Origin of the sequence: Streptomyces sp. NPDC005263 (genome assembly GCF_042872365.1) — a bacterium.
Classification (GTDB): Bacteria; Actinomycetota; Actinomycetes; order Streptomycetales; family Streptomycetaceae; genus Streptomyces.
Genome location: NZ_JBIAKJ010000003.1, coordinates 718,965 through 743,893, shown reverse-complemented (window position 1 = coordinate 743,893; position 24,929 = coordinate 718,965). Strand labels below are relative to the sequence as shown.

Sequence of the window (24,929 nt, the reverse complement as noted above, 5' to 3'; positions counted from 1 at the left end):
GGGCCTACGACGTCGGCAACTGCTTGCCGTAGTCCACCGTTTCGTCCTTCTCCGGTTCGGCCAGGGTGAAGTCCTTGCCCCAGGCAGAGAAGGTCAGGGTGCCCGCGCCTCCCGCCCTGACCAGGCGCAGCGGGTAGGGCTTCCCGTCCAGGGAGACGTCCAGGGTGCCGCCGGAGCCGGCGTCGCCGGTGACGCGGACGGTGCGCAGGCCCGCCTGCTCATGGCGGCCGTCCGTCTCCAACGTGCCGTGCAGGGTCAGCAGACCGTCGAGGAGGACGCCCATGTCCGTGAAGACGCTGAACTTCTTGTACGAGGGGTCGCCCTGGGGCACCTTCACGTACTTGCCGTCGAGCTTCTCGCCCGCCGCGGTGTCCCCGTCGTCGCCCTTGCCGCCCGCGCCGGTCCAGAAGTCCGCGTCGGCCTTCAGGAAGAGCTCCTCGCCCACCCGCAGCAGCTGGAAGGTCGTCCCCGCCGCGGTCACCGCCCCGGAGGCACCGTCCGCCTTCAGCCGCATGTCGAGCTTGTACGTACGGCCGCCGGCGACCACGTTGCCGGCCAGCCGCACGGTGTCGGCGGACTCGGCGGCGGACCGGGACCGGGCCTGGATCTGGGCGGCGGGCAGCTTGCCGACCCCGTTGGTGCCCTCGTCCGGGTCCTCGCCGCCGCATCCCGTCAGGACCGTCCCCGTCGCGGCCAGGGCGCACGCGGCGCCCACCAGTGCGGCCCTGCGGGTACGGCGCCGGGGAATCGCAGTCACAGGTGGGGCTGCCTTTCTGACGGGGGTCCTTCAGGGGGCCTCGCACGATGAGCGCCCGCGCGACCCGGCCGGGCACGGTGCGAGGACCCCTCTGCGGCGTACGGCAGCGTACCGGGGCCCGGCGGTCCCGGCTGAGCCGGATCGTCCGGACCGCTCACCAGGGCGTATCCGATGCGGACGGGCTAGCCTGAAGCCCACCCGAGCGGGCAATTCGGATAACGGACCCAGCAGCCGACCCAGGACCCGACTTCTCACGAATCCCGCACGAAAAGGAAGCACAGCCATGGCAGCCGGCGCCCCCCGGATCTTCGTCTCGCACCTCGCCGGCGTCGCGGTCTTCGACCCGACCGGCGACCAGGTCGGCCGCGTACGTGACCTGGTGGTCATGCTGCGCGTCGGACGCCGTCCGCCGCGCCTGCTCGGCCTGGTCGTCGAACTGGCCACGCGCCGCCGAATCTTCCTGCCCATCACGAGAGTCACCGGCATCCAGTCCGGCCAGGTCATCACCACCGGTGTGGTCAACGTCCGCCGCTTCGAGCAGCGGCCCACCGAGCGGCTGGTGCTCGGGGAGCTCCTCGACAGGCGCGTCACGCTCGTCGAGACCGGCGAGGAGGTCACCGTCCTGGACGTGTCGGTGCAGCAGCTGCCGGCCCGCCGGGACTGGGAGATCGACAAGGTGTTCGTCCGCAAGGGCGGCAAGGGCGGCGCCTTCCGGCGCAAGGGCGAGACGCTGACGGTCGAGTGGTCCGCCGTCACCGGCTTCGCCCTGGAGGAGCACGGACAGGGCGCCGAGAGCCTCCTGGCCACCTTCGAGCAGCTGCGCCCGGCCGACCTCGCCAACGTGCTGCACCATCTCTCCTCGAAGCGGCGCGTCGAGGTCGCCGCCGCCCTCGACGACGACCGCCTCGCCGACGTCCTGGAGGAACTCCCGGAGGACGACCAGATCGAGATCCTCGGCAAGCTGAAGGAGGAGCGCGCCGCGGACGTCCTGGAGGCCATGGACCCGGACGACGCGGCCGACCTGCTCGGCGAGCTGCCGACGAACGACCAGGAACGGCTGCTGAGCCTGATGAAGCCCGCCGACGCGGCCGACATGCGACGCCTGATGTCGTACGAGGAGCACACCGCGGGCGGGCTGATGACGACCGAGCCGATCGTGCTGCGGCCCGACGCCACCGTCGCCGACGCGCTCGCCCGGGTCCGCAACGCCGACCTCTCCCCCGCCCTCGCCGCGCAGGTCTACGTCTGCCGGCCGCCCGACGAGACCCCGACCGGCAAGTACCTGGGCACCGTCCACTTCCAGCGGCTGCTGCGCGACCCGCCGTACACCCTGGTCAGCTCGATCATCGACGACGACCTGCAACCCCTCGACCCGGACGCGGCGCTGCCCCTGGTCGCTGGGTTTTTCGCGACGTACGACATGGTCGCGGCGCCCGTCGTGAACGAGGCCGGGTCGCTGCTGGGCGCGGTGACCGTGGACGATGTACTGGACCACATGCTGCCGGAGGACTGGCGGGAGACCGAGTTCCACCTCGACGAGGACGAAGCCGAGGCCGAGCCCGCGGAGGACGAGGTCGCGGTCGAGGACGAGGCCGAGCCGGACGACAAGGACGAGGAGGTGGCCCCGCATGACTCCTGAACGCGACTCCGGCACCCGCGAGCGCACGCCGGCGGGCGCCACCGCCACCACACGGCCCCGTACACCCCGTCTGGACCAGCCGCGGCAGCCCCGGCGCCGGATCCTGCCCGAGTGGGACCCGGAGGCCTTCGGACGGCTCTCGGAGCGCATCGCGCGTTTCCTGGGCACCGGCCGGTTCATCGTGTGGATGACGGTCGTCATCATCGCGTGGGTGCTGTGGAACGTCTTCGCGCCGCGGGACCTGCGCTTCGACAACTACCCGTTCATCTTCCTGACCCTGATGCTGTCCCTCCAGGCCTCCTACGCGGCCCCGTTGATCCTGCTCGCGCAGAACAGGCAGGACGACCGCGACCGGGTCAACCTCGAACAGGACCGCAAGCAGAACGAGCGGTCCATCGCGGACACCGAGTACCTGACCCGGGAGATCGCCGCCCTGCGGATCGGTCTGGGTGAGGTCGCGACCCGGGACTGGATCCGCTCCGAGCTGCAGGACATGGTGAAGGAGCTGGAGGGACGGCGCGACGGTCACCACGAGCACAGCGCATTCCACGCGGTTCCGGCAGAACGGCCGCGGGGACGTGACGCAGACGACCGCTGACAGGCTTTCCGGGGCCGGTGTGCGGCGCCGTACCATCGTCGTATGGCTACGGAAGACGCGGTGCGCGAGGCACTGGCGACGGTGAACGACCCCGAGATCAACCGACCCATCACCGAACTCGGGATGGTCAAGTCGGTGGACATCGGTGCGGACGGGGCGGTCGCGGTCACCGTGTACCTGACGGTCTCCGGCTGCCCGATGCGCGAGACGATCACACAGCGGGTGACGGACGCGGTCGCCGCGGTCGAGGGCGTCACCCGGGTCGACGTCACGCTGGACGTGATGAGCGACGAGCAGCGCAAGGAGCTGGCGACCGCGCTGCGCGGCGGCCAGACCGAGCGCGAGGTCCCGTTCGCCAAGCCGGGCTCACTCACCCGCGTGTACGCGGTCGCCTCCGGCAAGGGCGGCGTCGGCAAGTCGTCGGTCACCGTGAACCTGGCGGCGGCGATGGCCGCGGACGGCCTGAAGGTGGGCGTGGTCGACGCCGACATCTACGGCCACTCGGTGCCGCGCATGCTGGGTGCCGACGGCCGCCCCACCCAGGTCGAGAACATGATCATGCCGCCGTCCGCGAACGGCGTGAAGGTCATCTCGATCGGCATGTTCACCCCGGGCAACGCCCCGGTCGTCTGGCGCGGCCCGATGCTCCACCGCGCCCTCCAGCAGTTCCTGGCGGACGTGTACTGGGGCGACCTGGACGTCCTGCTGCTGGACCTGCCGCCGGGCACCGGCGACATCGCGATCTCCGTGGCCCAGCTGGTGCCGAACGCCGAGATCCTGGTCGTGACGACGCCTCAGCAGGCGGCGGCCGAGGTGGCCGAGCGAGCGGGCGCGATCGCCGTGCAGACCCACCAGAAGATCGTCGGCGTGGTCGAGAACATGTCCGGCCTGCCGTGCCCGCACTGCGACGAGATGGTCGACGTCTTCGGCACCGGAGGCGGTCAGTCCGTCGCCGACGGCCTGACCCGCACGACCGGGGCCACCGTCCCGGTCCTCGGCTCCATCCCCATCGACGTGCGCCTGCGCGAGGGCGGCGACGAGGGCAAGCCGGTCGTTCTGACGGACCCGGACTCCCCGGCGGGCTCCGCACTGCGGGCGATCGCGGGGAAGCTGGGGGGCCGCCAGCGGGGTCTTTCGGGCCTGTCCCTCGGGATCACTCCGCGGAACAAGTTCTAGGGCCCGCCCCGTAGGGGCGCGGGGAACCGCGCGACAAGCCACCAAAGACCCGCAGCCGCCGGACAACCTGACGGCCTACGGCGAAGGGGCGCCGCAGACAACGGCGCCCCTCAGTCACGCACAGGCTCGGTCATGCGTACGCGGAAATGTCCTTGATCAGGGCGAAGCCCAACCCGTACGCGCTCATGCCCCTCCCGTACGCGCCCACGTGCACGCCCTCCTGGGTCGGTCCGGCCAGAACCCAGCCGAACTCGGACTCCCGGTAGTGGAAGGGCGTGGGCACCCCGTCCACCGGCAGGGACAGGGTCGACCATTCCGAGCCGTCCAGGTCGTCGGCCAGCGCCCACGCCGTCTCGGTCTGCTGCTCCAGCCAGTCGTCGCGCAGCGTGTGGTCCATGTGCCCGGGCCAGGTGAAGGACAGCAGACCCACGCCCGCGAGCCAGGCCGCCGAGGACACCGACGTGGCCTCCAGAAGCCCGGTACCGTCGGGGCTCCTGCGGGAAGGATTCGCCGCGACGGTCACCACCACCGCGAACTTGTCCTTGTCCTCCGACGCCTCGTTCCGTACGGAGGGCTCGTCGCCGTGTCCGATCGAACCGTGTTCGACGGCCCCGTCGGCCGCCGTCCCGACCTGCATCAGCCAGCGCTGTCCCGTGAAGGCCTCGTCGAGGCCGTACCACGGGAAGGGCGCCAGCAGGTAGCCGTCGACCGTGTGCCGGGCGGAGGGGACGGGTTGTCCGCCCTCCGCGGCCGGCGTCTGCGCGACTGCCCGACTCGTCGTCTCCATGTGCCCGGACGCCTCCTCGTTCTCGTCGGACCGAACGGCCCGCCCCCCTTCGGGCGGCGTTGCTGTTTCGCGTTCGGCCCGCACAACAACTCGGCAGCATATCCACACCGCTCCGAGCAGCAGGGAAAGCGCCCACCGCGTGGGGCGTTCAGGGGGCCCGTTCGGGCCGTAGGACGGCTGGACGGAGTATGAAACGCGTCACGTGCTGTCGCGCATGAGGTGGCTGGGGCTCAGGTGGCGTCCGCGTCGAAGGGTGGGCGGTCGTCCGGCTTCTCGGGCTTCTTCGTCATGTCGACGGTGCCGCCGGAGGTGTCGGAGGACGACCCGGACGAGGTGGAGGAGTCCGACTCGCGGCTGTGCACGGCGTCCGTGACCTCGGCCATCTCCTTCTTCAGGTCGAAGCCGTTGCGGATCTCCTTGAGCCCCAGGTCGTCGTTGTCCAACTGCTTGCGGATGAACGTCTTGGGGTTGAGGTCCTCGAACTCGAAGTCCTTGAACTCCGGGCCCAGTTCGCTGCGGATGTCCTCCTTGGCGCTCTCCGAGAACTCCCGGATCTTGCGCACGGTCCGCATCACGTCCTGGATGACCTTCGGGAGCTTGTCCGGACCGAAGACGAGCACGGCGAGGACGACGAGCGTCACCACCTCGAGCGGTCCTATGTCATTGAACACCTGAAGCTCCTTGCGATGTCCTCGGTCCTCGGCCCTCGGTGGTCAGTGCGGGTCTTCCGTGGTCCGGGCCGGGTCCACGGTACCCGGCGATCCTGTACGACCGGTACTGTCCCGGGGGTTCCGGCTGGGACCGGATGGGCGGTTTTCCGGGTTGTTTGCCTTGCGGGCGGGGCCCGGGCCCGTCACCTGTGAGGTTTTGTCAGTCCGCGGACGATCCGAGAACCAGCGACAGGGTCTTCTTCTCGCCTTCGCGCTCCACGGTGAGTTCCAGCCGGTCGCCCGGCCGGTGGGCGCGGGTCTTGACGATGAGCTCCTCGCCGGAGTGGACGCGCCGGCCGTCGACCTCGGTGATGACGTCGCCGGCCTTGATCCCGGCCCGGGCCCCGGGACCGCCGACGGTGACCGCGGGGCCGCCGCCGGCGCCCTTGGTGTCGACGCGGGCGCCGTCGCCGGAGTAGTCCATGTCGAGGGTGACTCCGATGACCGGATGGGTTGCCCGACCGGTGTTGATCAGCTCCTCGGCGACGCGCTTGCCCTGGTTGATCGGTATGGCGAAACCCAGGCCGATGGAGCCCGCCTGGCCGCCGTCGGGGTCGGAGCCGCTGTCTGCGGAGCGGATCGCGGAGTTGATGCCGATGACACGGGCCCGGGCGTCGAGGAGGGGGCCGCCGGAGTTGCCGGGGTTTATCGGCGCATCGGTCTGCAGGGCGTCCACGTAGGACACGTCAGTCCCGTCGCTCCCCTCGCCGCCTTCACCGCCGGCGGTGATGGGACGTTCCTTCGCGCTGATGATGCCGGAGGTGACGGTGCCGGCCAGGTCGAAGGGGGCACCGATGGCGACGACCGGGTCGCCGACCTGGACGTTGTCGGAGTTGCCCAGGGGCACCGGCGTGAGACCGCTGACGCCTCGGACCCGGACGACAGCGAGGTCGTAGCCGCTGTCCCGGCCGACGACGGTGGCCTTTGCGGTGTCGCCGCTGCTGAAGGTCACGGTTATCTCGCCGTCGGCACCGGCGGGCTCCACGACGTGGTTGTTGGTGAGGATGTGTCCGCGGGCGTCGAGCACGAACCCGGTACCGGTTGCCTGTTCCGCGGCGCCGTTCACGTGCAGCGTCACCACGCCGGGCAAGGCCCGGGCGGCGATCCCGGCCACGCTGTCCGGAGCCCGTCCGGTGGGCTCGGCGGCCGCCTGCGGCAGCTCCACCGCCCCGAGCCCACCGTTGCGCTCCAGATGCGCCCCTACGACGCCGCCCACGCCCCCGGACACGACAGCGAGCAGCACCGCGGAACCGACGAGTGCCTTCCTGACCCGCTTGCGCCGCTGGTCCCGGCCGGCGACAGCGGCGCCGGTCTGCTGGAGCGGGCCGGTCACGGGGGCCCAGGGGTCGTAGTTCTGCCAAGGGGTGGACGGGGGCGGTGCCTCTGCGGCGGGGGCGAGGGCGGGCGCCGGGGCCGCCACGTCCGGGGCTACGGCCGCCGCGGCCGGCGCGGGCTCGGGGGCAGGGGCGGTCGGGTGCTGTACGGGCGGAGCGGGCGCCCAGGGGCCGGGGTGGCCGTACGGAGGGGTGCTGTAGGGGTCGGGATCGTGCAGGGGCCCGGGTCTCTCGGGCGGGCTGACCGGAGCGTGGGGCACGACGGGTTCCGGGGCCGTGAGCTCATAGTCCCCGTCCGGCTCCGCCGACGGGACGTGCGGCGGCCTCAGCGCGAAGTCACCGTCAGGACCGGCGGCATCGGGATGCGTGGCGCGGGCACTCGGCCCGGCGCCGGTCGGTGTCGCCGTCGACATCGACATCGACGGAGGTTCCGCCGCGGCCGCCCCGTCCCTCGCCGCCCCGCTCAGGTCGGTCGCCTCGTCCGGCGTCGGCGCCGGTCGGTCCGCCTTCGTGGGCTTCCCCTCGTTCATGCTCTCCCCCACAGTCACGGCCACCGGGGCAGGCCGTGACCTGGTCCGCCGGTCCGGCCGACGCCCCGTGCGGGTCGTCGGCGGTGGCCGATGTTCGTCGACTCCCCTGGATTCAACCAGGTTCGCGGGCGGCCACGCGGAGACCGGTCAGCGGGGGGTGCCGGAGTCGGAGGGGGAGGGGCCGGAGGGCAGGTCGGGGATGGTCGCGGCGAACAGCCCGAGCGAGGCGAGGTCCGGGGTGCTGGACCACGTGGGCAGGGCGACCGGCGGCGTGGCGCTGAGCGGACGTATCAGCGGCGACATGGCGGCGGCGCCGGCCACCACGGGTGCCGCCAGTGCGTGCACGGCCTCCTGGTACCCGCTCGCGGCGGGCTTCGGCACTCCGGGCAGGAGCGGTGCGGACACCTCGGTCGGGGCGACCGGGGTGCTGCCGAGCGGACCCTGGGTCTGCGCGAGCAGCGGACCCGCCCCACGGCGGCGCTGGCTCTCGGCCGACGTGGCGGTTGTGGTGCCCGGTGTGCGCGCCGGAGTGACGTTGCTGCCGGTGCCGGTGGAGCCGCGCGCGTCCGCGGTGAGGTCGCCCGGTGTCACCGTGGAGACGCCGCCCAGCGCGATCGCGGCCAGGGACACCGCCCCGGCGGCGGCGAAAGCGAACCGGCGTCCACGCGATCCTGACCGGTCGCCCTCGTGACGGCTGACGTCGTGAATACGGAAACCGCGATTCACGGAGGAGGGCGACAACAGGGAGGCGTGCGAACCAGCCGGAACGTAGCCGAACTCGAACCGCTCGCCGCGCTTCAGGCCGAAGACCCCGGTGTGCCCGGGACGCCCGCCCAGTCCGCCGGTGATGCCCGACCCGCCGAACGGCATGTCGTCGTCCGCCGGGTCGCCGACGGCCGGGAGCCCCTGGAGGCGGGCCAGGAAACTCTCCGAGGGCGGTGGCGGGGCGGCCTGAGCGAAGACGTTCTTCAGTCGGCGCTGTGCGTCGGCCTCGGCCTTGCACTTGGCGCAGGTGGCCAGGTGCGCGAGCACACGGTCGCGCGACTCATGACCGAGCTCTCCATCCACCAGGGCGGCGAGCCGGTCTCCCAGATGCTGTTCCGCGAGGCGCCCCTCGCCGGGTTTGGGCCGTGATCCACTCACGCGGTCGCGCCCCCTCCCCCCAGCGCGGGAACACGGGCCATGAAGGACCGGCGCTCGGCCCGGGCCTCCGGCGAGCGGTGCGCGAGGGCCTTGCGCAGCTGCGAGCGGCCACGATGGATGCGGGACCGGACCGTACCGAGCTTGACGCCCAGGGTCGCGGCGATCTCCTCGTACGACAGTCCTTCGATGTCGCACAGGACGACCGCGGCGCGGAACTCCGGGGCGAGGGTGTCCAGAGCCTGCTGGACGTCCGCGTCGAAGTGCGCGTCGTTGAAGAGCTGCTGCGGCGATGGCTCCCGGCTGGGCAGGCGCTCGGCCGCGTCCTCACCGAGGGCGTCGAAACGGATGCGCTGCTTGCGGCGGACCATGTCCAGGAAGAGGTTGGTGGTGATGCGGTGCAGCCAACCCTCGAAAGTCCCGGGCGTGTAGGTCGAAAGAGAGCGGAAGACGCGGACGAAGACCTCTTGGGTGAGGTCCTCGGCGTCATGCTGGTTGCCCGTCAGCCGGTACGCGAGCCGGTAGACCCGGCCGCTGTGCGTGCTGACGATCTCCTCCCAGGTGGGCGGAGTCCACGCCTGCCCGTCCGCGTCGGTGGAGAAGGTCGCGGTCTGGGCGTACTCAGCGGCGTGGCTGTGGTCAGCAGCGGTGTCGTTCACGGATTTCGGCCTGCCCGCCGACCCGAGAAAGCGCCGCAGCACTCCTCCCCGATCCACAGGTACGGCCGCACCTCCCCTGTCGGCTCTGGTGGTGTCCAGTGGAGCCCCTACCATAGCCACCTCGCCCGTTAGCTCCGGATAAGCGGTTTTACGAGAATTTGATCTGGGCTGACACAGCTCAGGCCGCTGCGTCAGCACTTGCTCGAGCTCTCGCTCGTCACCGTGATCCAACTGTGTCCCCCCGCTCTGTCTCCCACCCCTCTAAACGCCCGGTCCCATCAGCGGGTTCCCGACGCCAACGGATACAGTCACGCCCAGGCAACCACGGGGACAGGAGAGGGTCATTACCGGCAACCGGCAGACGAGCTGGGCGTTCGCCGACGCCTATGTCGCCGAGGACGAAACCCTGCGCTGGGCCCGTGACCGGGCCCGCGAGGCGGGGTTGCGCTCGGTGTCGCCCGGCACGGGTGCGGCGTTGCGGTTGCTCGCTGCCACCGTGGACGCCAAGGCGGTCGCCGAGATCGGCACCGGGACCGGCGTGTCCGGGATCCATCTGCTGCACGGCATGCGCCCGGACGGCGTCCTCACCACGGTGGACCCCGAGCCGGAACACCAGCAGTTCGCCCGCCAGGCCTTCCGCGCCGGCGGCTTCGCCAGCAACCGGGCCCGCTTCATCCCCGGCCGCGCCCTGGACGTGCTGCCCCGGCTCGCGGACGCGGGCTATGACCTGGTCTTCTGTGACGGCGACCGGCAGGAGTTCCTCGACTACCTCGCTGAATCGTTGCGGCTGCTGCGCCCCGGGGGCCTCGTCGTTTTCGAGGGGGTCTTCGCGAACGGCCGGACGGTGGACTCGGGCCCGCAGCCCACGGAGGTCCTGCGGCTGCGCGAGCTGCTGCGGGCCGTGCGCGAGAGCCAGGACCTGATGCCGTCGCTGCTCCCCGTCGGCGACGGACTGCTGTGCGCCGTCAAACGGTGACCCGCCCGACCGGGCGAAAAAACCGTCCAGGCCCGCCCTTCAAGTGATCCGCGCCCGGAAAAAAGCCGCCCCGGTATCGCATGCGATACCGGGGGCAGCCGAAAGGGTATGGTCGCTTCCGCTCAGCCGACGACCTTCTTGAGGGCGTCACCGAGCGCGCCGGCCTCATCAGGGGTCAGCTCGACGACGAGCCGCCCGCCGCCTTCGAGCGGAACGCGCATGACAATGCCCCGCCCCTCCTTGGTCACCTCGAGCGGGCCATCGCCCGTCCGCGGCTTCATGGCCGCCATGCTCGTTCCCCTTCCTGAAACCAGCTCATAGTCAAAGCCGACAGCCCTGGAGGGCACGCGGGTTCCTGGAGTGGGACACGCGACACCGGCATCGAACACATTGCTTCCCAGCCATTATCCCGCATCTCAGGACCCGATGACCAACATCAGTCGGCATCGCTTGGGCAACGCGCGCGAGCAAAACCACTCAATTCGGCGATGTGACTGCGATACTGCGCCCTCGCGCGGGACCACCGCTCCCCGGAGACGGCCCAGAATTCTTTGACGCAGGTCACACGTCCGCTCCGGTTCCCGGGTGGCGATCTCCGCCATGCTGTCCTTCGGACACCGGGACGTACTGACCAGTACGTCCGAAGCCGACACCGGAGGGGACACCGCCATGGCCGACACCGTGCTGTACGAGGTGCGCGACGGACTCGCGACGATCACGCTGAACCGCCCCGAGGCGATGAACGCGCTGAACATCGCGGCCAAGGTCGCCCTCCGGGACGCGGTGCGGTCCGCGGCGGACGACGACGCGGTACGCGCGGTGCTGCTGACCGCCGCCGGGGACCGGGCGTTCTGCGTGGGGCAGGACCTCAAGGAGCACATCGGGCTGCTGGCCGCCGACCGTGAGGCGGGCACCGGACAGACCATGAGCACGGTCCGGGAGCACTACAACCCGATCGTGCGGGCGCTGACGGAGATGCCCAAGCCGGTGGTGGCGGGGGTGAACGGGGTCGCGGCCGGTGCCGGGTTCGGTTTCGCGCTCGCCGCGGACTACCGGGTGGTGGCGGACACGGCGGCCTTCAACACCTCCTTCGCGGGCGTGGCGCTGACCGCCGACTCGGGTGTCTCCTGGACGCTGCCGCGGGTCGTCGGCCCCGGCCGCGCCGCTGACCTGCTGCTCTTCCCGCGGACCATCAAGGCGCAGGAGGCGTACGAGCTGGGTGTCGCCAACCGGATCGTGCCGGCGGGGTCGCTGCGGGGCGAGGCGGAGCAGGTGGCGCGGGCGCTGGCCGAGGGCCCGACGGTGGCGTACGGCGCGATCAAGGAGGCCGTCGCGTACGGGCTGTCCCACTCCCTGGCCGAGACGCTGGAGAAGGAGGACGAGCTGCAGACGCGGGCAGGTTCGTCCCAGGACCACGCGATCGCTGTGCAGGCCTTCGTCAACAAGGAGAAGCCGACGTACCTGGGCCGGTGAGCTCGGGGGTTCGGCGCCGTCAGGGGCTGCGGGTTCTACGTGGTTGATCGCGCGGTTCCCGGCGCCCCCGAAGGGGCGCTCCTCGCGACGCAGTCCTCCAAGTGGTCGTTGACCAGTCCGCACGCCTGCATCAGCGCGTACGCCGTGGTCGGGCCGATGAAACGCAGGCCCCGCTTCTTCAGAGCCTTCGACAGAGCCGTCGATTCCGGGGTGACCGCCGGTACGTCTCCCAGTGTCCTGGGGGCGGGCCGGCCGGCCGGGTCCGGGGCGTACGACCAGATGAGGTCGTCGAGTTCGCCCGGCGCCCACTCGGCCAGGACCCGCGCGTTGGCGAGTGTCGCGTCGATCTTGGCGCGGTTGCGGATGATGCCCTCGTCGACGAGGAGGCGCTCGCGGTCGTCGTCGGTGAAGCCGGCCACCTTGGCGATGTCGAAGCCGGCGAAGGCGGCGCGGAAGCCCTCACGGCGGCGCAGGATCGTGATCCAGGACAGCCCGGACTGGAAGGCCTCCAGGCTGAGGCGTTCGTACAGGGCGTCGTCGCCGTGGACCGGGCGGCCCCACTCCTCGTCGTGATAGGTCACGTAGTCCGTGGTGGACAGGGCCCAGGGGCAGCGCGGCGCGCCGTCCGGACCGGCGAGGGCCGCTGAGTCGCTCACGGCTGGTCCTCCCGGCGGGCGGACTTGTCGAGGGACAGGTGCGCCGCGGCGGCCTGGGCGCCGGCCAGGGCGGACTCCAGGTCGGAGATACGGGCGTCCCGCTCGGCGAGTTCGGCGCCGAGGCGGCCGAGCGCGTCGTCCACGTCCGCCATGCGGTAGCCGCGGGCGGCGAGCGGGAAGCGGAGCGTCTCGACGTCCGCCCGGTTCACCGGGCGGTCCGGGGGCAGCGGGTCCTGCAGCCGCTCGGGGGCCGCCTCCGGCAGCGGGCCGCCGCCCTCGCCGCCCCCCACCACGGCGAGCGTCACCGCGGCGACCACCACGGCAAGCGCGATGACCAGGAACAAGAACATAACCATCGCTGACGTCCCCACGGTCTGAGCTCGGTGTCGAATGTGTCAGGGTCCGATCGTGCCATGCGAGTCTGACAGTTAGGGTCGCAGGCGGTCGGTTGCCCGTACGAACTAGGAGAGGTCACAGGGGATGCTCAGGCTGGGCAGGCGGGAATTCGAGCCGCACGAACCGGTGATCATGGCGATCGTGAACCGGACCCCGGACTCCTTCTACGACCAGGGGGCCACCTTCCGCGACGAACCCGCCCTCGCGCGCGTGGAGCAGGCGGTGGCTCAGGGCGCGGCCATCGTCGACATCGGCGGGGTGAAGGCCGGGCCGGGCGAGGAGGTGACCGCCGAGGAGGAGGCGCGGCGGACCGTCGGTTTCGTGGCCGAGGTGCGCAGGCGCTTCCCGGACGTCGTGATCAGCGTGGACACCTGGCGGGCCGAGGTCGGCGAGGCGGTCTGTGAGGCCGGGGCGGATCTGCTGAACGACGCGTGGGGCGGAGTGGACCCCGGGCTGGCTGAGGTCGCGGCCCGGTACCGCGTGGGACTGGTGTGCACCCACGCGGGCGGTGCCCAGCCTCGGACGCGGCCGCACCGGGTGGCGTACGACGACATCATGGCCGACATCCTGAGGGTGACCGTGGGGCTCGCCGAACGGGCCGTGTCCCTGGGGGTGCCCCGGGAGTCCGTGCTGATCGATCCCGGGCACGACTTCGGGAAGAACACGCGGCACAGCCTGGAGGCGACGCGGCGGCTCGGCGAGATGGTCGCCACCGGGTGGCCGGTGCTGGTGTCGCTGTCCAACAAGGACTTCGTGGGCGAGACCCTGGACCGGCCGGTGAAGGAGCGCGTGGTCGGGACGCTGGCCACGACGGCGGTCTCGGCGTGGCTCGGGGCGCAGGTGTACCGGGTGCACGAGGTGGCCGAGACCCGGCAGGTGCTGGACATGGTGGCGTCGATCGCGGGCCACCGGGATCCCGCGGTGGCCCGGCGGGGACTGGCGTAGGGCACGGGCCGGGCACGTCGCTCCGGTGGGTTGCTCCGGTGGGCCGAGAGACCCACCGGAGCAACCCACCGGAGGGGCGCTCTTCCGACCCACCCCTCGCACCAGCGAGCGGCTAGCGGCCCGCCTCCTTGGACACCAACGCCACCGCCTCGTCCACGTCGTCCGTCAGGTGGAACAGCATCAGGTCCTTCTCGGACGCCTTGCCCTGGGCGATCAGGGTGTTCGTCAGCCAGTCCACCAGGCCGCCCCAGTACGCCGTGCCGAAGAGGACGATCGGGAAGCGGGTGACCTTCTGGGTCTGGACCAGGGTCAGGGCCTCGAAGAGTTCGTCCAGCGTGCCGAGGCCGCCCGGCAGGACCACAAAGCCCTGCGCGTACTTCACGAACATCATCTTGCGCACGAAGAAGTAGCGGAAGTTGAGACCGATGTCGACGTAGGGGTTCAGCCCTTGCTCGAAGGGCAGCTCGATGCCCAGGCCGACGGAGATGCCCTTCGCCTCCAGGGCGCCCTTGTTGGCGGCCTCCATGGCGCCGGGCCCGCCGCCCGTGATGACCGCGAACCCGGCCTCCACCAGGCCCCGGCCGAGCCGCACGCCCGCCTCGTACTCCGGCGAGTCCACGGGCGTCCGGGCCGAGCCGAACACACTGATCGCGGGCGGGAGTTCGGCCAGTGTGCCGAAGCCCTCGATGAACTCCGACTGGATGCGCAGCACCCGCCAGGGGTCGGTGTGGACCCAGTCCGAGGGGCCGCCCGCGTCCAGCAGACGCTGGTCGGTGGTGCTCGCCTGGACTTGTTCGCGCCTGCGGAGGACCGGTCCGAGGCGCTGCTCCTCCGGTGGCCGCTTCTTGCCCTCGGGGTTGCCAGTAGCCATGTGCGCTCCCTCCGCTTGCAGGTTTTTCCACCTCAGCGTAGATCCACGCGGGTTACGGAGGGGGGACCTGCGCATGTCCGCCACGAAGCGCCACCCGGCACAGCATGCCGTCAGGACGTCAGCCAGGACCTCAGACGCTCCTCGGTCTGCGGGATCAGCGACACCTTCACCCGCTCGTCGACCTTGTGGGCGAGGAGCGGGTCGCCCGGGCTGTAGTTCACCGCGGGCACCCCGAGCGAGCTGAAGCGGGCCACGTCCGTCCAGCCGAACTTGGGGCGGGCCACGCCGCCGACCGCCGCCATGAAGGCCTGCGCGGCCGGGTGGGTCAGGCCGGGGCGGGCGCCGCCGGTGTGGTCGTCGACGACGAACTCGTCCACACCGCAGTCCGCGAAGTACTCGCGTACGAAGGCCTCCGCCTCCTGCTCGCTGCGGTCGGGCGCGTAGCGGAAGTTGACGACGAGCGTGCAGGCGTCGGGGATGACGTTGGTGGCGACGCCCCCCTCGATCCGTACGGCGTTGAGGCCCTCGTGGAACTGCAGGCCGTCCACGACCGGCTTGCGGGGCTCGTAGGCGGCGAGCTTGGCGAGGGCCGGGGCGGCCGCGTGGATCGCGTTGGATCCCATCCACGCGCGCGCGGAGTGCGCCCGCTCTCCGGTGAACTTCAGGAACATCCTGAGGGTTCCCTGGCAGCCGCCCTCCACCTGTCCGTCCGTCGGCTCCAGCAGCACCGCGAAGTCGCCTTCGAGCCACTGCGGGTGTGCCTCGGCCACATGCCCGAGGCCGTTCAGATGGGCGGCGACCTCCTCGTTGTCGTAGAACACGAAGGTCAGGTCCCGGTTGGGCTCCGGGACCGTCGCCGCGATACGCAGTTGCACCGCCACCCCCGACTTCATGTCGCTGGTGCCGCAGCCCCACAGGTACCCCTCGTCGTCCAGCCGGGAGGGGACATTGGCCGCGATGGGGACCGTGTCGATGTGGCCGGCGAGGATGACGCGTTCCGATCGGCCCAGGTCGGTGCGGGCGACGACGTTGTTGCCGTACCGGTCGACGGTCAGATGCGGCAGAGCGCGCAGAGCGGTCTCGATCGCGTCCGCGAGCGGCTTCTCGGTGCCGCTCTCGGAGGGGAAGTCGACGAGCTGCGCGGTGAGCCGCGCGGCATCCAGCGTGAGGTCAAGTGGGGTGTCGGCCATGTTGTCGACCCTAACGCCCGGGCCCTTCGAGCAAGTGTCCACATCCGGCACTCCCGCCACACTACGCTCCAGTATCTTGTGCGGATGCCAGAGCTGTCCCCTACTCCCAAGCGTCGCGGCCGACTGCCCCGTTTCCTCGCGGCCTTCGTCGTCCTGTGTGCCGTCGCCGGTTACCTCGTGGTGCAGTACGTCACCGGAGGCGGGGGCGCGCCCGGGTGCAAGGTCGTCTCCGGCAAGGGCGACGGGATGACGTACGAGTTCACTCCCGAGCAGGCGGTGAACGCGGCGACGATCACCGCCGTCGGTACCGGGCGCGGGATGCCCGAGCGGGCGGTGACGATCGCGCTGGCGACCGCGCTCCAGGAGTCCGGGCTGCGCAACATCGAACACGGCGACCGGGATTCGCTCGGCCTGTTCCAGCAGCGTCCCTCGCAGGGCTGGGGGAAGCCGGAGGAGATTCTGGACCCGACGTACTCGGCGGACATCTTCTACGCCCACCTGGCCAAGGTGACGGACTACCAGGACCTTCCGCTGACCGTCGCCGCGCAGCGTGTGCAGCGCAGCGGTTTCCCGTCGGCGTACGCGAAGCACGAGCAGGACGCCAAGATCCTCGCCGCCGCCCTCACCGGACAGTCGGCGGCCACGCTCACCTGCGAGGGACGTCAGACCGCCACCTCGGCCGCGGGTCCGGAGGCGGTGCGCTCCGCGCTCGCCCGGGACTTCGGGCGGGACGCGCTGGAGCCGGCCGGTGCCGTGGTGAGCGGCGCGGCCGGGTCCACGCCCACGCCCTCGGCGAGCGCCGGTAGCGGCGGCGACGGGCGGACGGTGACGCTGTCGGTGCCCGAGGAGACGGCTCCGGGGGCCGGCCGGAGCCTGCGGGAGCGGGGCTGGCAGCTGGCCCACTGGGCGGTCGCCAACGCCTCAGCGCTGCACATCGACCGCGTGTCGTACGGCGGACGGCAGTGGGCCGCCGGGAACACGAACAGCCAGTGGCGTCCGGGCGGCGAGGCGAGCGGCGCCGGCACGGCGAAGGACACCCGCACGGTGCGGATCGTGACTGCGCAGTAGTGCAGTAGTACGGAGACCCACTCGGAAGGGTCACGTCCGCCCGGTTCGGGGCTCGGTGTGCGCAGGCTTTCGGCCCGTCACTCCCCGGTCGGTCGAAGCCCTTGGGGGCAACGGGCCGTAAGGATTCAGCAGACTGTCAGATCGGGTCCCTTTTACCCGATTTTGCCCGCAGATGATAATGCGACGCATTACCAACTCTTTACGTTGGCCCGCCGCAACCTTCGCGGGCTTCGAGCGGTAGTCACTGCGTCCGAGATCGTTTCCTCGTCGAAGGAGCAACATGTCCCTCCCCCTGACCCGACGGATCGCCCGTGCCGCGCTGCTCGTCGCTGCGGGAGCCGCGGCCGGGGTCGGTGCGGCCGGCTCCGCCAGCGCGGCCCCCGAGCTGCCTGCCGCCCCGAACCTCGGCGGGCTGACCGCCCTGGACGGGGCCAACGTCGGCACCAGTGTCGACGGCGCGGCGCAGCACCTGACCGGCACCGCGGGTGACACCGGCAGCAAGGCGGCCAAGCAGGCGGTGCCGACGGTCGGCAAGACCGGCGGCAAGGCCGTGAAGCAGGCGGCGCCCGTGGCGCAGAAGGTGGCGGCCGACGCGGCGGGCTCCGCCAAGGGCGTCGTCGGTGACACGACGAAGACCGCGACCAAGGGCGGCCTGCCGACGGACTCGCTGACCAAGGGCGGGCTCCCGTCGACCGACCAGCTGCCAGCGAAGGGTCTTCCCCTTGGCTGACATCAGCTGACACCGGCTTGCATCGGCTGGACGTCTGGCGGTACGGCGGCGGGGCCCGGGTTTCTCTCCCTGGGCCCCGCCGTTTCCGTGTGCCTGTGGCCGCCTTCGCGCGTGCCTACGTCAGCCGCTCCACGGCCGCCCGCACCCGCTCGTCGGTCGCCGTCAGGGCCACCCGGACGAACTGCTCGCCCGCCTCGCCGTAGAAGTCGCCCGGGGCCACCAGGATGCCCAGCTCGGCCAGGTGGCCGACGGTGGCCCAGCAGGACTCGTCCCTCGTCGCCCACAGGTAGAGGCTGGCCTCGCTGTGCTCGATGCGGAACCCGTGGGCGAGCAGGGCCTCGCGCAGAACACCTCGGCGGGCCTCGTAGCGTTCACGCTGCTCTCGGACGTGGGCGTCGTCGCCGAGTGCCGCCACCACGGCCGCCTGGGTCGGGGCCGACGTCATCAGGCCGCCGTGCTTGCGGATCTGCAGCAGGGGGCCGAGGACGGCCGGGTCACCGGCCAGGAAGGCCGCGCGGTAGCCCGCCAGGTTCGAGCGCTTGGAGAGCGAGTGGACCGCGACGATGCCGTCGTACGAGCCGCCGTTCACGTCCGGGTGGAGTACCGAGACCGGGTCGGCCTCCCAGCCCAGCTCCAGGTAGCACTCGTCCGAGAACAGCAGGACGCCGTGCTCGCGGGCCCAGGCGACGATCCGGGTCAGTTCGTCCTTCGACAGCACCCTGCCCGTCGGGTTGGACGGCGAGTTGAGCCACAGGAGCCTGAGGTTCGCCGGGTCCAGCTCGGTCGGGTCGTCGTAGACCTCGTGGTCGGCGCGGGCGAGGCGGGCGCCGACCTCGTAGGTCGGGTAGGCCAGGCGCGGGTAGGCCACCCTGTCGCCGGGGCCGAGGCCCAGCTGGGTGGGGAGCCAGGCCACGAGTTCCTTGGAGCCGACGATCGGCAGGACGTGCTGGTGGGTGACCTCGCGGGCGCCCAGTCGGCGCTCCAGCCAGCCGGTGATCGCGTCACGCAGCGCGGGGGTGCCCCACACCGTCGGATAGCCCGGGGAGTCCGCCGCGTCGATGAGCGCCTTCTGGATCAGCTCGGGAACCGGGTCGACCGGAGTGCCGACGGAGAGGTCCACGATGCCGTCCGGGTGCGCGGCGGCGGTCTTCTTGTACGGCTCCAGCTTGTCCCAGGGGAAGGTGGGAAGAAGGTCGGAGACTGCGGACACGGGTCTGGCTCACTTTCTGCTACGGCAAACGCCTCGGCCCCGTACGGCGATCAAGGGTGATCAGGCCGTACGGGACCGAGGCGGCACGCCTGCGGGCCGCTCTTACTGGTTCTGCGGCGGGAGCGCGGCGACGAAGGGGTGGTCGCGCTCGATCAGGCCCAGCTTGCTGGCGCCGCCCGGAGAGCCGAGCTCGTCGAAGAACTCGACGTTCGCCTTGTAGTAGTCCTTCCACTCCTCGGGAGTGTCGTCTTCGTAGAAGATCGCCTCGACCGGGCAGACCGGCTCACAGGCACCACAGTCGACGCATTCGTCCGGGTGGATGTACAAGGACCGCTGGCCCTCGTAGATGCAGTCGACCGGGCACTCCTCAATGCACGCCTTGTCCTTGACGTCGACACAAGGCTGCGCGATGACGTAGGTCACGCTGTCGTTCCTCCTCGATAGGGCGCTGGCGAGCCGTCTTCAGGCTCCGCCACCTGGCGCGCGGGAGCGCGGCGTCGTCGATGCCCGCCCCTAGTATCTCCGTTCTTGGGCATGATCCGAACAGGAGGGGCGAACTGACCTGTGGAAATCTCTGCGACAGGACGCCTTGTGGTCCGTATCTCCGCAGCTGACGTGGGCAAACGGGTGTCCGTCCGGCGGCTGGCCGAGCCCGGAGTCGCGGATGAGAAGTTCACCGACACGGTGGGCGTTCTCACATCATGGGACGAGGGTGTGCTGTGGATCACCCGCCGGGACGGCCAAAGTGTCCGTATTCCGGAATCCGCGCTGGTGGCGGGCAAGGTCATACCGGCCGCCCCGGCCCGGCGGCGCGGCCCCGCCGCGTCCTACGAGGAGCTGGCGCGCGTCGCCGCGCGGGCCTGGCGACCGGTGGAGAGCGAGCGGCTGGGCGACTGGGAGCTGCGGGCTGCCTCCGGCTTCACCCGGAGGGCGAACTCGGTGCTGCCGCTCGGCGACCCCGGTCTGCCTCTCGACACGGCCCTGACCGCCGTACGACGCTGGTACGAGGACCGTGGGCTGCCCGCCTATGTGCAGACCGCGACCGGGGCCGAGGGCACGCAGGAGACGCTGTGCGCGGAGCTGGAGCGGCGCGGCTGGACGCGGGAGGTGACCGCCGAGCTGTGGACCGGGGCGCTGGCGCCGGTCGCCGACCGGGCGGATGCCTCGGCGGTGGCGCTGTCCCGGGAGGCGGACGAGGCGTGGCTGGCTCGCTACCAGCGCAAGGGGGTGAGCGAGGTGGCCCTGCGGGTGCTGGGCTCGGAGTCCCTCCGCTCGAGCGAGGCCGAGAGTGAGGGCGGGCCGTCGGTGTGGTTCGCCACGGTCCCCGGCTCGTCGCCGGGCGACGCTCCCGCGGCCGTCGGGCGGTGTGTGGTCGACGGGCGGTGGGCCGGTTTCGGCGCCGTGGAGGTGGACCCGGAGCAGCGGCGGCGGGGGCTGGCGACCACCGTGATGGCCGCGCTCGCCCGGCGGGCACTCGACGAGGGCGCCTCGGCCGCGTGGCTCCAGGTCGAGGCTGACAACGCGGGGGCGCGGGCGCTGTACGCGGGGATGGGATTCTCGGCGCATCACGCGTACCACCACTACCGGGCTCCCGGAAGTGTCGAGAACGGGCGGTACTGACCGCCGTGAGAGGGCACGAGCCTGCTATGCCTCCACCCAACCCGCCACCGCCCGAACGCTCCGCGCAGCTGCGGCGGCGGTTCGCCGAAGAGGCCCGCTCCGAGCGGCCCGATCTGTCCCTGCTGTGCCTGCTGGTCGGCGCGGAGGCGGACGGGACGCTGGACGAGGCGGGAATGGACGCCGCGCAGATCGAGCTGGACCGGCTGGCCGGGCAGCTGCCGTTCCGGCCCGGCGGGCCGCGGTCCTGGGCGGTCGCGCTGGGCGAGCTGCTCGGCGAGCGGTACGGGTTTCGCGGGGGCGCCGGGGACTACCAGCGTCTGGAGTCGTCGTTGCTGCACCGGGTGCTGCTGCGGCGGCGCGGGCTGCCGATCCTGCTGTCGGTGGTGTGGATGGAGGTGGCCCGGCGGGCGGGGGCGCCGGTGTACGGGGTGGCGTTGCCGGGGCACTTCGTGGTCGGGTTCGGTCCGCGCGAGGAGCAGGTGCTGGCCGATCCCTTCGACGGCGGCCGGGTACTGACCGGGCCCGACGCGGAGGTGCTGGTGGTGGGGGCGACGGGGGTCTCCTTGGACCCGTCGATGCTGAGCCCCGCGGAGCCGTTGGATGTGGTCCTGCGGATCCTGAACAACGTGCGGGCGTGGGCCGCGCCCCGGCCGGAGCGGTCGGACGTCTCGCTGTGGGCCGTCGAACTGTCGCTGCTGCTGCCCTCGCATCCGGCGCGATTGCGGTACGAGCGTGCGCAGTTGCTGGTCCAGCGGGGGGATTTCCTCGCCGGGGCCGCGGCGTTGGAGGCGTACGCCGAGGTCGTGGCCGCGGTGGACGAGCCGGCCGCCGCGGGAGTACGGAAACAGGCCCATGCCGCGCGAGCGATGCTCAACTGACTGCGCCGTGCGGTCTCCTACGGCTGCCGCCCTCCGGGGCCCTGACGCGGCGACCGCCGCCGCGCGAGCACCAGCGTCCGCCGCCCTCTGGGACCCCGACGACCGCCTGCACGCGAGTGCGGGCGGCTGCCGCTACAGCCAGCCCTTTTCCCTGGCGATCCGTACCGCCTCCGCACGGTTGCGTACCGCCAGTTTCTGGATCGCCGTGGAGAGGTAGTTGCGGACGGTGCCCTGGGACAGGTGCAGGGTCGTCGCCAGTTCGGCGTTGGTGGAGCCGTCGGCCGCCGCGCGCAGCACCTCCCGCTCCCGGTCGGTCAGCGGGTTGGCGCCCTCCGCCAGGGCCGCCGCCGCCAGCGTGGGGTCGATCACCCGCTCCCCCGCCAGCACCTTGCGGACCGCTGCGGCCAGTTGCGCGGCCGGGGCGTCCTTGACGAGGAAGGCGTCGGCGCCGGCCTCCATGGCGCTGCGGAGGTAGCCGGGGCGGCCGAAGGTGGTGAGGACGACCAGCTTCAACTCCGGTATCTCCCGGTGGAGTTGCGCCGCGGCCTCGATGCCGGTGGCGCCCGGCATCTCTATGTCCAGGAGGGCCACGTCCACCGCGTGCTCCCGGGCGGCGTCCAGGACCTCGTCGCCGCGGGCCACCTGGGCGACGACCTCGATGTCGTCCTCCAGGCCGAGCAGGGCGGCCAGCGCCTCGCGGACCATCGACTGGTCCTCGGCGAGCAGGACCTTGATCGTGCGGGTCATGCGCCGGATCCTACGTCGGCCGGTGAGTCGGCCGGCACGCGGGCGACCAGGCGGAAGCCGTGCCGGGTCCGGCCCGCGTCGAGGGAGCCGCCCGCTTTCTCCAGACGCTCGGTGAGGCCGGTCAGGCCGTTGCCTGCGGCGGCGCCGGGACCGCCGGAGCCGTCGTCCTCTACGGAGAGTTCGAGGACCGGTCCGTCGAGGGTCTGGCGGCGCACCAGGCCCACCGTGCAGCGACCGGCCCCGCTGTGCCGTACGACGTTGGTCACTGCCTCACGCAGGGCCCAGGCGAGGGCCGACTCGCTGTCCTCGCCGACGCCCTCCAGGGCCGGTTCGGCGGGGACCTCGACGGTGATGCCGGCCGCCGTCAACGCGACCCGGGCACCCGCGAGTTCGTCGGCCAGACGCGGGCGCCGATAGCCGGAAACGGCCTCCCGGACGTCGACCAGGGCCTGGCGGCTGACCTGTTCGATGTCGGCGACCTGCTGGGCGGCCTTGTCAGGATGCGCGGGCAGCATCCGGCCCGCCAGCTCGCTCTTGAGGGTGATCAGGGACAGCGAGTGGCCGAGCAGGTCGTGCAGGTCCCGGGCCAGACGCAACCGCTCCTCGTTCGCGGCCAGTTGGGCGACCGTGGCACGGGCCTGACGCAACTCGACGGTGGTCCGCACGAGGTGGCGTATGCCGGTCATCGCGAACCCTATGAGCAGGACCAGGATGACCAGGTCGAGCGCCTCGTCCTCGCCGACGTGCAGGCCGACCAGGGTCATCGCGCCGGCGGTCAGCGGGATCGTCCAGTACGGCGCCCGCTGCGGGAGCGTGGCGCCGCAGGCGACGGAGACGTACACGAACAGGCCGAGCCAGTGCGAGCCGAGGGTGAGGCTCAGCAGGACGGCGAGCGCGCCGAGGACGGCGATCAGGGCCCCGACGAGCCGGGCGGGCAGCACCGACCTGCTCATGTTCCGGAACACCAGGGTCAGATAGATCCCGACGAAGGCCGCCAGACCCAGCGAGCCGGCCAGCGTGCCGCCGGTGCTGTGGTGGCCGGAGGCCAGGTCGCGCACGGGTGAGCTGAGGAAGACCAGCCAGACACCGATCCACAGCACCTTCGGCAGCAGTTCACGCCGGTTACCGGGAGACTGCCCCAGCGGCATCAGCGGCACATCGTCTGCCGCGCGGCCCTGCCTCATGACGCTCACGCCTTCAACGTGTCCTTCCGGTACAGCCACGCCGCGCCGCCCGCGAACAGCACGAACGAGACGACGAGGATGGCGAGGTCCTGGAGGTGCGGGGCGCGACTCTGTTCGATTGCCTGCCCCAGGGCAGCGTACGCGTGAGTGGGCAGCCACTTGGCGATGTCCTGAAGCCAGTCCGGGAACGTCGTCGTCGGCATCCACAGCCCGCCCAGCATCGACAGGCCGAAGTACGTCAGCATGGTGATCGGGCGGACCGCGTCCCCGCTGGCGAGGTAGCCGATGGCGACGCCGAGCGCGGCGAAGACCAGGCTGCCGGCCCAGATGGCGCCGGTCAGCGCGAGCCACTGCCAGGCGTCCAGCCGTACGTTCTTCACGGCCGCGGCGACCACGAAGACGATCACGATCGACGGGAGGCTGACGACCGCGGCGCTCGCGGTCTTCGCGAGGACATAGCCCCGGCCCGGCAGCGTGGTCAGCCGCAGCTGCCGTACCCAGCCGGCCTCCCGTTCCTTGGCGATGCGTTCGCTGTTGCCCATCAGGACGGCGGTCAGGGCGCCGAAGGAGGCCATCGAGACCATCATGTACGTCGGGACGGTCAGGCCGGTGCCGTCGACCTTCGTGGTGCCGTCCGCGTTGCCCGCGATGATCAGGAACAGGACCGACGGGTAGATCACCGAGAAGAACAGGAACTTGCGGTTGCGCAGGGCGCGGGTGAGTTCCAGCTTGATGAGGCTGTTCACTTCGACTTCGCCTCCTCGGCGGCGGTGATGGCGACGAAGGCCTGCTCCAGGCCGAGGCCGGAGACTTCGAGGTTGCGGGGGTAGATGCCGAGGCCGTAGAGGGCGTGGACGGTCGCGTCGGCGTCGGAGGACTGGATGCGGACGGTGTGCCCGCTCGTGTCGAGGGCGGTGAGGAAGGGCAGCGCCCGCAGCGAGGCCGCGTCCATCTCGCCGTCCAGGTCGAAGGAGATCCGGCGGGCGCCCGCCTTCGCCTTGATCTCGGCGGCCGTGCCGTCGGCCAGCAGACGGCCCCGGTGCAGGACGAGCACCCGGTCGGCGATGGCGTCGGCCTCTTCGAGGTAGTGGGTGGCGAACAGGACCGTACGCCCCTGGTCGGCCTGTTCGCGCATGGTCGCCCAGAAGGCCTGGCGGGTGGTGACGTCCATGCCGGTGGTCGGCTCGTCCAGGACGATCAGGTCGCTGTCGCCCGCGGTGGCCAGGGCGAAGCGGACGCGCTGGGCCTGCCCGCCGGAGAGCTTGTCGACCTTGCGGTCGGCGATCTGCGCGACGCCCGCGCGGGCGAGCACATCACCGACCGGGTACGGCCTGGGGTGCAGGGCGCAGGCCAGCCGCACCAGCTCCGCGACCGTGACCTCGTCCATCAGTCCGCCGCTCTGCAGCATGGCGCCCACGTGTCCGGCGACGATCGCCTCACGCGGGGTGCTGCCGAACAGCCGGACGCTGCCGCTGTCGGCCTGCTTGAGGCCGAGCAGCAGGTCGAGGGTGGTCGACTTGCCGGCACCGTTGGGGCCCAGCAGCGCCACGGTCTCCCCCGGGCTCAGGGTCAGGGTCAGGCCGTCCACTGCCCGGACGGCGCCGTATGCCTTGCTCACCTGGTCGAACGCGACCACCGAGGCTGTCGTTGTCATA

The 24,929-nt window shown here is 71.6% G+C and carries 27 protein-coding genes; 10 read left to right on the top strand and 17 right to left on the bottom strand.

The window, feature by feature from the left end; genetic code table 11:
- Positions 1–4: 4 nt before the first annotated feature.
- Positions 5–757, bottom strand: a complete 753-nt coding sequence (locus ACFYRY_RS17065) for a hypothetical protein (RefSeq protein ID WP_389145448.1) — start codon at positions 755–757, stop codon at positions 5–7.
- Between the two features lie 283 nt (positions 758–1,040).
- On the opposite strand from ACFYRY_RS17065, the gene ACFYRY_RS17060 reads away from it, so the two are divergent.
- From ACFYRY_RS17060 to ACFYRY_RS17050, 3 genes are read left to right on the top strand one after another with little or no spacing between them, the layout of a single operon-like run.
- Entirely contained in the window at positions 1,041–2,396 is a 1,356-nt protein-coding gene (locus ACFYRY_RS17060; protein ID WP_389145446.1) for a magnesium transporter MgtE N-terminal domain-containing protein, read from the top strand.
- Complete coding sequence (locus ACFYRY_RS17055; RefSeq protein ID WP_389145443.1) at positions 2,386–2,994, top strand: DUF1003 domain-containing protein; 609 nt, start codon at positions 2,386–2,388, stop codon at positions 2,992–2,994. The genes ACFYRY_RS17060 and ACFYRY_RS17055 overlap by 11 nt, the downstream gene beginning before the upstream one ends.
- A gap of 42 nt (positions 2,995–3,036) precedes the next feature.
- A complete protein-coding gene (locus tag ACFYRY_RS17050; protein ID WP_389145440.1) occupies positions 3,037–4,170 on the top strand; it encodes an Mrp/NBP35 family ATP-binding protein in 1,134 nt (377 codons plus the stop codon).
- Positions 4,171–4,300: 130 nt separating this feature from the next.
- Here ACFYRY_RS17050 and ACFYRY_RS17045 read toward each other — a convergent pair whose 3' ends face one another.
- From ACFYRY_RS17045 to sigE, 5 genes are all read right to left on the bottom strand, one after another.
- Positions 4,301–4,957 carry a hypothetical protein gene (locus ACFYRY_RS17045; RefSeq protein ID WP_389145437.1) on the bottom strand — a complete coding sequence of 219 codons (657 nt, stop codon included), beginning with the start codon at positions 4,955–4,957 and terminating at the stop codon, positions 4,301–4,303.
- A gap of 230 nt (positions 4,958–5,187) precedes the next feature.
- Positions 5,188–5,628: a sec-independent translocase gene (locus ACFYRY_RS17040; protein WP_356768815.1), complete on the bottom strand. Its 441-nt coding sequence runs from the start codon at positions 5,626–5,628 to the stop codon at positions 5,188–5,190.
- Positions 5,629–5,827: 199 nt separating this feature from the next.
- The gene (locus tag ACFYRY_RS17035) at positions 5,828–7,531 is read right to left on the bottom strand and encodes a trypsin-like peptidase domain-containing protein (protein WP_389145434.1); all 1,704 of its coding nucleotides are present in this window, start codon (positions 7,529–7,531) and stop codon (positions 5,828–5,830) included.
- A gap of 147 nt (positions 7,532–7,678) precedes the next feature.
- A complete protein-coding gene (locus ACFYRY_RS17030) occupies positions 7,679–8,674 on the bottom strand; it encodes an anti-sigma factor family protein (protein ID WP_389145431.1) in 996 nt (331 codons plus the stop codon).
- Entirely contained in the window at positions 8,671–9,372 is a 702-nt protein-coding gene (gene sigE / locus ACFYRY_RS17025; protein ID WP_389146291.1) for an RNA polymerase sigma factor SigE, read from the bottom strand. The genes ACFYRY_RS17030 and sigE overlap by 4 nt, the downstream gene beginning before the upstream one ends.
- Before the next feature lie 235 nt (positions 9,373–9,607).
- On the opposite strand from sigE, the gene ACFYRY_RS17020 reads away from it, so the two are divergent.
- Positions 9,608–10,306 carry an O-methyltransferase gene (locus ACFYRY_RS17020; RefSeq protein WP_389146289.1) on the top strand — a complete coding sequence of 233 codons (699 nt, stop codon included), beginning with the start codon at positions 9,608–9,610 and terminating at the stop codon, positions 10,304–10,306.
- A gap of 122 nt (positions 10,307–10,428) precedes the next feature.
- Here the strand turns inward: ACFYRY_RS17020 and ACFYRY_RS17015 are convergent, their stop codons facing one another.
- On the bottom strand, positions 10,429–10,596 hold the full coding sequence (locus ACFYRY_RS17015; protein ID WP_069086806.1) for a DUF3117 domain-containing protein: 168 nt from the start codon (positions 10,594–10,596) through the stop codon (positions 10,429–10,431).
- Between the two features lie 379 nt (positions 10,597–10,975).
- Here ACFYRY_RS17015 and ACFYRY_RS17010 point away from each other — a divergent pair, with 379 nt between their 5' ends.
- The gene (locus ACFYRY_RS17010) at positions 10,976–11,779 is read left to right on the top strand and encodes an enoyl-CoA hydratase/isomerase family protein (protein WP_389146286.1); all 804 of its coding nucleotides are present in this window, start codon (positions 10,976–10,978) and stop codon (positions 11,777–11,779) included.
- A gap of 35 nt (positions 11,780–11,814) precedes the next feature.
- Here the strand turns inward: ACFYRY_RS17010 and ACFYRY_RS17005 are convergent, their stop codons facing one another.
- Together ACFYRY_RS17005 and ACFYRY_RS17000 are read right to left on the bottom strand one after the other, a co-directional pair.
- Positions 11,815–12,435 carry a DNA-3-methyladenine glycosylase I gene (locus ACFYRY_RS17005; RefSeq protein ID WP_389145428.1) on the bottom strand — a complete coding sequence of 207 codons (621 nt, stop codon included), beginning with the start codon at positions 12,433–12,435 and terminating at the stop codon, positions 11,815–11,817.
- Positions 12,432–12,785, bottom strand: a complete 354-nt coding sequence (locus ACFYRY_RS17000) for a DivIVA domain-containing protein (protein WP_389146283.1) — start codon at positions 12,783–12,785, stop codon at positions 12,432–12,434. Before ACFYRY_RS17000 ends, ACFYRY_RS17005 begins: the two co-directional genes overlap by 4 nt.
- Positions 12,786–12,915: 130 nt before the next feature.
- On the opposite strand from ACFYRY_RS17000, the gene folP reads away from it, so the two are divergent.
- Positions 12,916–13,776, top strand: a complete 861-nt coding sequence (folP, locus tag ACFYRY_RS16995; RefSeq protein ID WP_389145425.1) for a dihydropteroate synthase — start codon at positions 12,916–12,918, stop codon at positions 13,774–13,776.
- 112 nt (positions 13,777–13,888) lie between these two features.
- On the opposite strand, the gene ACFYRY_RS16990 is transcribed toward folP, so the two are convergent.
- Both ACFYRY_RS16990 and dapE read right to left on the bottom strand, forming a co-directional pair.
- Positions 13,889–14,647, bottom strand: a complete 759-nt coding sequence (locus tag ACFYRY_RS16990) for a TIGR00730 family Rossman fold protein (RefSeq protein ID WP_389145422.1) — start codon at positions 14,645–14,647, stop codon at positions 13,889–13,891.
- Positions 14,648–14,757: 110 nt separating this feature from the next.
- Entirely contained in the window at positions 14,758–15,837 is a 1,080-nt protein-coding gene (gene dapE, locus ACFYRY_RS16985; protein ID WP_389145420.1) for a succinyl-diaminopimelate desuccinylase, read from the bottom strand.
- An 84-nt stretch (positions 15,838–15,921) separates the two neighbouring features.
- Here dapE and ACFYRY_RS16980 point away from each other — a divergent pair, with 84 nt between their 5' ends.
- Together ACFYRY_RS16980 and ACFYRY_RS16975 are read left to right on the top strand one after the other, a co-directional pair.
- On the top strand, positions 15,922–16,905 hold the full coding sequence (locus ACFYRY_RS16980) for a heavy metal transporter (protein WP_389145417.1): 984 nt from the start codon (positions 15,922–15,924) through the stop codon (positions 16,903–16,905).
- A gap of 280 nt (positions 16,906–17,185) precedes the next feature.
- Positions 17,186–17,635 (top strand): ATP-binding protein, encoded by a 450-nt coding sequence (locus ACFYRY_RS16975; protein ID WP_389145414.1) that lies wholly within the window; start codon positions 17,186–17,188, stop codon positions 17,633–17,635.
- 115 nt (positions 17,636–17,750) lie between these two features.
- On the opposite strand, the gene ACFYRY_RS16970 is transcribed toward ACFYRY_RS16975, so the two are convergent.
- Together ACFYRY_RS16970 and fdxA are read right to left on the bottom strand one after the other, a co-directional pair.
- Complete coding sequence (locus ACFYRY_RS16970) at positions 17,751–18,845, bottom strand: bifunctional succinyldiaminopimelate transaminase/glutamate-prephenate aminotransferase (protein ID WP_389145412.1); 1,095 nt, start codon at positions 18,843–18,845, stop codon at positions 17,751–17,753.
- Positions 18,846–18,947: 102 nt separating this feature from the next.
- Entirely contained in the window at positions 18,948–19,268 is a 321-nt protein-coding gene (fdxA, locus tag ACFYRY_RS16965; RefSeq protein WP_003973842.1) for a ferredoxin, read from the bottom strand.
- A gap of 141 nt (positions 19,269–19,409) precedes the next feature.
- On the opposite strand from fdxA, the gene ACFYRY_RS16960 reads away from it, so the two are divergent.
- Positions 19,410–20,465 carry a GNAT family N-acetyltransferase gene (locus ACFYRY_RS16960; RefSeq protein WP_389145409.1) on the top strand — a complete coding sequence of 352 codons (1,056 nt, stop codon included), beginning with the start codon at positions 19,410–19,412 and terminating at the stop codon, positions 20,463–20,465.
- Between the two features lie 26 nt (positions 20,466–20,491).
- Complete coding sequence (locus ACFYRY_RS16955) at positions 20,492–21,343, top strand: transglutaminase-like domain-containing protein (RefSeq protein ID WP_389145406.1); 852 nt, start codon at positions 20,492–20,494, stop codon at positions 21,341–21,343.
- Positions 21,344–21,475: 132 nt separating this feature from the next.
- Here the strand turns inward: ACFYRY_RS16955 and ACFYRY_RS16950 are convergent, their stop codons facing one another.
- Genes ACFYRY_RS16950 through ACFYRY_RS16935 form a run of 4 tightly spaced genes read right to left on the bottom strand, consistent with a single transcriptional unit; the run spans position 21,476 to position 24,928 of the window.
- Positions 21,476–22,090 (bottom strand): DNA-binding response regulator, encoded by a 615-nt coding sequence (locus ACFYRY_RS16950; RefSeq protein ID WP_389145403.1) that lies wholly within the window; start codon positions 22,088–22,090, stop codon positions 21,476–21,478.
- Entirely contained in the window at positions 22,087–23,274 is a 1,188-nt protein-coding gene (locus ACFYRY_RS16945; protein ID WP_389146281.1) for a sensor histidine kinase, read from the bottom strand. The genes ACFYRY_RS16950 and ACFYRY_RS16945 overlap by 4 nt, the downstream gene beginning before the upstream one ends.
- A 5-nt stretch (positions 23,275–23,279) precedes the next feature.
- Positions 23,280–24,020, bottom strand: coding sequence for an ABC transporter permease (locus ACFYRY_RS16940; protein ID WP_389145400.1), 741 nt, complete (start codon positions 24,018–24,020; stop codon positions 23,280–23,282).
- Positions 24,017–24,928: an ABC transporter ATP-binding protein gene (locus ACFYRY_RS16935; protein ID WP_389145398.1), complete on the bottom strand. Its 912-nt coding sequence runs from the start codon at positions 24,926–24,928 to the stop codon at positions 24,017–24,019. The genes ACFYRY_RS16940 and ACFYRY_RS16935 overlap by 4 nt, the downstream gene beginning before the upstream one ends.
- Position 24,929 lies beyond the last annotated feature (1 nt).